Source organism: Agrobacterium sp. CCNWLW155 (assembly GCF_036888815.1).
Taxonomy (GTDB): Bacteria; Pseudomonadota; Alphaproteobacteria; order Rhizobiales; family Rhizobiaceae; genus Agrobacterium; species Agrobacterium radiobacter.
Genome location: NZ_JBAKFW010000039.1, coordinates 1 through 6,057 on the forward strand (window position 1 = coordinate 1; position 6,057 = coordinate 6,057).

At 56.2% G+C, this 6,057-nt stretch carries 5 protein-coding genes and 1 pseudogene; 5 read left to right on the forward strand and 1 reads right to left on the reverse strand.

Annotated features, from left to right (window positions below; all coding sequences use genetic code 11):
- Window positions 1-757 precede the first annotated feature (757 nt).
- From V6S97_RS28805 to V6S97_RS28815, 3 genes are all read left to right on the forward strand, one after another.
- Window positions 758-2,107 carry a diguanylate cyclase domain-containing protein gene (locus V6S97_RS28805; RefSeq protein WP_334428404.1) on the forward strand — a complete coding sequence of 450 codons (1,350 nt, stop codon included), beginning with the start codon at window positions 758-760 and terminating at the stop codon, window positions 2,105-2,107.
- A complete protein-coding gene (locus V6S97_RS28810) occupies window positions 2,108-2,236 on the forward strand; it encodes a hypothetical protein (protein ID WP_334428405.1) in 129 nt (42 codons plus the stop codon).
- Between the two features lie 187 nt (window positions 2,237-2,423).
- Complete coding sequence (locus V6S97_RS28815; RefSeq protein WP_334428406.1) at window positions 2,424-3,302, forward strand: recombinase family protein; 879 nt, start codon at window positions 2,424-2,426, stop codon at window positions 3,300-3,302.
- Between the two features lie 118 nt (window positions 3,303-3,420).
- Here V6S97_RS28815 and V6S97_RS28820 read toward each other — a convergent pair whose 3' ends face one another.
- Window positions 3,421-3,825, reverse strand: a complete 405-nt coding sequence (locus tag V6S97_RS28820) for a hypothetical protein (protein ID WP_334428407.1) — start codon at window positions 3,823-3,825, stop codon at window positions 3,421-3,423.
- 84 nt (window positions 3,826-3,909) lie between these two features.
- Between V6S97_RS28820 and V6S97_RS29325 the strand changes: the two are divergent.
- A pseudogene (locus tag V6S97_RS29325) lies at window positions 3,910-5,281 on the forward strand (IS1182 family transposase).
- Window positions 5,282-5,730: 449 nt separating this feature from the next.
- The gene (locus tag V6S97_RS28840; protein WP_334428411.1) at window positions 5,731-6,012 is read left to right on the forward strand and encodes a transposase; all 282 of its coding nucleotides are present in this window, start codon (window positions 5,731-5,733) and stop codon (window positions 6,010-6,012) included.
- Window positions 6,013-6,057 lie beyond the last annotated feature (45 nt).

Below are 6,057 nucleotides of genomic sequence, written 5' to 3' on the forward strand. Positions count from 1 at the left end.
TACGCCATGCTGGACGCGCCAGCCATGGCCGCATAACTTAAACCAAACGGTCTCCGGTAAAGCCGGGGCGGTTCAGTAACGGCCTCACGTCACCGCTTACGGTCTAGTATAAGATAGCGCTCAATAAGTGAGCGCTTGAAGCGTCCCTGCCGGGACGTGAGCCGAGCCATTCCGTTGATGGGGTTGCATCGCCGTCTCAGCCGAATGCGTCGTCCACATTGAAGGCTCGTGCTCCGGAGCTCCATCATGCGGCGCCTGATTCGAGCGCGAAGACAACCATGCACCCGGAAGTGCGACGCTTCAAAAAAAATGCCTATTGACGCCCCGGCTGCGATTAGACAACCTCATCAGTTCAGACTGTTGAGGAGCTGTGCTCACTTCGAGAAGAAGAAATTCTTGGTCCGTTCATGAAAATCGGCGGCATACAAACGGAATGGTGCACCGAGAATCGGACTTCCATGGATGATGGAGAACCTCTCAATCATCGCGATGGATGATATCAGAAACAAACCGCTTAGACCCACCCATTGCCGGTACAAAGTGATCATTTTTACTTACGACTCTTAAATAGAGTTGCATGTATTGTGGTGCTGACCAGGAGCAACTGATGAAGTCGAGAGAGGCATCCGCATACACTAGACTGATTGTAAGGCTTGCTATCCCGGTAGCGGGTCTCATTGCGATGCTGCTTGCCCTGATCTTGGGGTGCCTCCTCTTTGTGGCATCGTCCCAAAGCAATGCAGCTTGGAATGAACAGATGAAGTTGGCCGAGGGTGCGATCGTCGTCAAAACGGAGCATGTGAAACGACGGGCGATGGACTACGGGGCTTGGGACGAGGCCGTCGAACGTCTCGTGACTCATCCAGATGCCGACTGGGCCGACCAAAATGTGGGAAAGACCGTATTTTTAAATCTCGATATGGAGATGACGGTGGTGGTCGCACCTGACGACTCGGTGACATACGCATCCATTAACGGAGTCCGAACGGCGACACGGCTGGATGACATATTGTCAGGAGGCATCCACGACCTTATCGCGAACCAGCGGAAAGGGCTTCGCAACGAGGCTGTCGGCGGGACGGTTTTCGCAAAAGGCGTTCCGGCGGTCGCCGCTGTCATGCCTATTCGGCCGCTGGAGCCAGATCCGCTGGCAAGAGAGCCACAGCACCTCATAATCCTGGTTGATATGGTGGACAGCGAAATGCTTGCCGAGTTCGCCAGAGTCTATCTCCTTCCTGATCTCCATCTCTTAAAAAGCGGAGAGCTGTCGGAAAGATCTGTGCCTCTGATCCTGAGCGACGGTCACAAAGCCGGTGAACTCGCCTGGACGGGTGCCGACCCCGGTTCAGACCTCCTTCGCTTTTCGGTTCCCGTCTGGATCAGCGTGGCGGTGGGGTTTGCGGGACTGACGGCAATTCTATTTGGAAAAGCGCTGAGTGCGGCGAGGAAATTTGATGACAGCGAACGCCGGGCAAAGCACGATGCACTGACCGGGTTGCCGAACCGCTTCTACCTGCTTCAGGCCATAGAAAGGTTCACCTCGAGTGCGGCAAACAGATGCTTTACCGTCGCATACATGGATTTGGACGGCTTTAAACCGGTCAATGATCAGTTTGGGCACGCCGTTGGTGACCGGGTCCTTCGCGTCGTGGCGGATCGCCTCAGGACTATCGCACCGTCAGGAGCATTCGTTGCTCGCATGGGTGGCGACGAGTTTGTTGGTATATTTCCCTACGTTGCTACGACTCATGAGGCTTCAGCTATTTGTCAGTCCATCATTTTTAGCGTGCAGGAACCTATTGTCATTGATGATCGATCACACTGTGTCGGGCTCACAATTGGTATAGCCATCAGTCCCGATGATGGGACCGACCCCTTAGTTCTGATGAGGAAGGCAGATCAAGCTCTTTACGCCGGTAAGCGTCTTGGAAAAGGCAGCGTGCGCTTCTACAACAATGATCAGACCCCATCGGCTTCCGGGTTGTGCGAGCTCGAGTCCCAAGCCGGGTCACTGTCTGTCTCGACCGACATGTCGTCGCGTGATGAAACGCCCACGTCACGACATTGTCGGCGGCGCAGTCGAGCCAGTGGAGATTTGCTAGATTGAATGAAGACTATTTCTCTGGGGCGCTCCCATTGCCTCACGGAACTCACGAAAGTCGCCGCCACGTTATCGAGTGGTATCGGCGCCGAGTTCTTCCTCAGGATCGCCATCGAACGATGCACATCACCATAACGCCACGGTCTGCAAGATTGCGGTTCTCATTTTCTTGGCCCCACCTGTTGTAACAGCCCATCACCTCTTATGGGTAGACCCAAAGTGACATTCCAATGTGACGCGACGCGAATGTCACAAATGGGTTGTTTTGAGCATTTTGTTACGATAGTGTGCTGAGAGCCACCTTAACGTGACAGAGTCGTGCATGACTCGCGTCGGATACGCTAGCGTCGGTACCAGTGATCAGGATCTTCAAATCCAGCTTGAACGGCTGAAGGCTTTCGGTTGTGAAATCATTCGATCGGAGACCGGTTCCGGCGGATCCCGGCACGGGAGGACAGAATTGGAAACCGTCCTGCAGTTCCTTAGTGCGGGAGACGAACTTGTCGTACTGCGCCTCGATCGGCTCGGTCGGTCAACCCGCGACGTTCTCAATCTTGTTCATGAACTGGATGGCAAGGGCGCGTCGTTGCGAGTTCTGGAGCCGGAAGTCTCCACGGCCGGGGATATTGGGCGGCTGGTTATCACGATCCTCGGCATGGTGGCCGACATGGAACTGCGGTTCATAAAGGATCGGCAGCGCGCTGGTATTGAGAGCGCCAAGGCGCAGGGCGTCTATAAAGGTCGAACGAAAAACATCGATAGCGACGAGATCCGCCGACAGATAGAAGGAGGAGCGACCAAGGCTGCTGTGGCGCGATCCATGAAGATTTCGAGAATGACGGTGTACCGGGCACTCGATGATTTTCCAGACAAGACAGCACTTCCTGACAAGCGACCAGCTGGCACGGTCAGTTTGCGCATTGCGCCGCCCGACCGGTCTGTGGCCGGCAGCCGCGCCTCCCAAACCCGCACGCATATCGAGGAACTACTGGAGCGGGATTATGCAATGAAGCGACTCGGCCCAGGTGAGTATCGCCTGAAGGTCGTCTACGATCACGAGCCGGACGGGATGTCGTTTAACGAGGAGATTGAGCATCTGAGAGCTGCAATTTCCGGCATTATGGAGGGACATCGGTGCCCCATGCGCATCGAAATCGTCAAGGGTCAACGCCCCCTTGGGACAATAAATAGCTGTGCGTGAAGGATGTAGGATGTAGGATGTAGGATGTCGCAAAAGACCGAGTTTTGCGGCGTTGCAAAAATCAGCCGCAAAATCCGACAAAACTCGGGCAGACCGTGTGGAAACTAACGTTTTCGATTTAAGATGAGCTGCTACGCCGGTTCCCGATGGCTTGCTCGATACCAGGGACGGCGTGGCTACCGAACCAAGTGATCATTTTGCGTATGTCATCTACTGCTGGAGCCTCGGGTTGGCGGGATCCAATTATTTCTGCTGCGGCGTGTGCCATGGCAGTAAGGATGCGGGAGGCCTCCGGCACATAGGCACGGTCGTCTCCCTTATCATGTCTTTCTCGGATGATCTCGTATCGAATGTTTTCCGGATAGGTCCATGCGCTTGTAAGAAAGTCGTGGATGCTAACATCTTGGCCGCGCACGCTAACAGCCGCGTCTCTATCGCTCTCATGGTATCCAGCAGCCTCCACGCGCTCACAAGCATCGATCGCTGCGGCCATCATGTCTCGGATCAGATCCCAGTCAGTCATTAATTCCCTCCAGTTTCGCTTATTCCCGCTGCCCGAAAGTCACCTGAGGATTCCCTTGCGGCGACTCTCGATCTACACTTTGCCATGGCACATCTTTCAGGAATAGACCGCTCGCAACTGCTGCTTCTGCCGGAGGCGGTCGACGATTACGTCGGGCCGGACAATCCGGTTCGGTTCATCGAAGCCTTCGTGGATCAACTGGACCTAACGACCGCCGGGTTCAACCGCGTACGGTCGAGTCGGCGGCTGGAGGCTGAGACCCACCGCAACATCGAAGTCATCTGGCTGCTGCGGCACCTAAAACCCGACTTCAAGACGATTGCCGATTTCCGCCGTGTGAACCGGTCTGCATTCCGACAGGTGTTTCGCGAGTTCGTCGTGCTGTGCCGACAACTCGACCTGTTCGGACGAGAGCTTCTGGCAGTCGATGGCACGCGCATAAAGGCGGTGAACAACAAGGACCGCAACTTCACGCGGGGAGCGTTGACGAAATTCATCAACGAAGCCGACGAGAAGCTAGCCGACTACATGAAGCGTCTCGATGAGGGCGATGCGGATGAGGATGAGGACAAAGCCAACGGCAATGACCGCGGTTCCGGCCGCGGCGATGGAAAGCTCGCGGAAAAGATCGCGGCGATCATAGGCAAGCGCGATCGCCACAAGGCGCTGCTGGATGAGTTGGACAAGACCGGCGAGGACCAGATCTCCCTGACCGATCCGGATGCCCGCGCCATGGCGCGCATGACCAAGGTCGGCGTCGGCTACAACATCCAGCTTGCCGTTGACGTGAAGCACAAGCTGATCGCCGAATAGGAGGTCTGCAACCAGGTGCTCGATATGGGGGCTTCTTACTCCGACGGTCGAGGCGGCGATGGACACGCTCGGCGTCAACAGGATCGAGGCGGTGGCAGACCGGGGCTACTACAAGATCGAGGATATTGAGGCTTGCGAGAAGGCCGGTATCACCGCCTATGTTCCAAAACCGATCCGCGGTCCGGCCGTTGCCCAGGGCTTCTTTTCCAAGGAGCAATTCCGCTACGATCCGGACAAGGACATTTACCTTTGCCCCGCAGACCAAGTGCTATCACCCCGTCACTTTGGCAAATCACGCGACAATGTGAAGATCGATTACGTCAATCGCGACGCCTGCAAGGCGTGCAGCCTGCGCTAACGCTGCACCAAAAGCTTCCGTCGTGTGTCCCGCCTGGAGAACGAGGCGGTGCTCGATCGCATGGCGGCGCGTCTTGTTGCCCGACCCGACATTCTGGACCGACGGCGCGAAAGCGTCGAACATCCGTTCGGCACGATCAAGCAGTGGATGTATCGGGGCGCGTTCCTGATGCGCACGCTGGAAAACGTCCGCGCCGAATTCAGCCTGACAGCGCTCGCCTACAACATCAAAAGAACCATCACCCTTGTCGGCGTTCCGGGTATGATTGCCGCCGTCAGGGCATGACAGGCCGCTCTACGCACTTTCTGAGCACAACAGGGGCGACTACGAGCCCAATCATGCCTTCTTGGGCTCTTGGGACATCAAAATCAGACAAATCTTCTCACCCGCAGTGTTCAGTGCTGACCATCATTCATCAGAGGAGTTTTCACACGCTCTGCAGGACTTTTGCGACCAATCGAAGCGAGCATTGTACGGTCCACTGCCCCCTCGGGCTGAAACTTTGGCGCAGGAATCCGGCGTAACGCTGTTGTTGTGGCGCAGGGCGATCAAACGATTGCAGCATATGGCGAAGCGAGCCGGCCTCTCAATGTGCGCTCTGTTCGGAAAAGCCTACTCAGCGCCCTCTACGTGAGCGTCCGGTGAGCTGTTTTTGCTGATCGGGCAAATCAGGCGATGTTCTGGCATTCGAACCAGCATTAATGCTGACATTAATACCAGAACAAAGAGGTTTCATGGCTCGCATGGAGATCATGTCCGGCACCGAACGCAGACGGCGTTGGTCGGACGAGGCGAAGCTGAGGATACTTGCGGAAGCTGATGAGCCCGGTGCTCGCATTGGCGATGTGGCGCGCCGGCACGACATTCATCCGGGGCAGATCCGCTTGTGGCGGCAATCATTCAGCTATCCCGACCAGCCGACGATGTTCCTCCCGGTGGAGATCACCCAGGAGGCTGGCGTAGGCCAGGCTTCTACCGCGGCAACTAGAGCAGATCCTGTTCAATCCGGGTCATAGCCTGCAGCCCGGAAGTAGTTTGCGCATTCTGCGGATGTGAAGCGG

Coding starts and splice junctions, on each gene's coding strand:
- V6S97_RS28805 (WP_334428404.1), top strand. CDS start 758: ATGAAGTTGGCCGAGGGTGCGATCGTCGTCAAAACGGAGCATGTGAAA.
- V6S97_RS28810 (WP_334428405.1), top strand. CDS start 2,108: ATGAAGACTATTTCTCTGGGGCGCTCCCATTGCCTCACGGAACTCACG.
- V6S97_RS28815 (WP_334428406.1), top strand. CDS start 2,424: ATGACTCGCGTCGGATACGCTAGCGTCGGTACCAGTGATCAGGATCTT.
- V6S97_RS28820 (WP_334428407.1), bottom strand. CDS start 3,825: ATGACTGACTGGGATCTGATCCGAGACATGATGGCCGCAGCGATCGAT.
- V6S97_RS28840 (WP_334428411.1), top strand. CDS start 5,731: ATGGCTCGCATGGAGATCATGTCCGGCACCGAACGCAGACGGCGTTGG.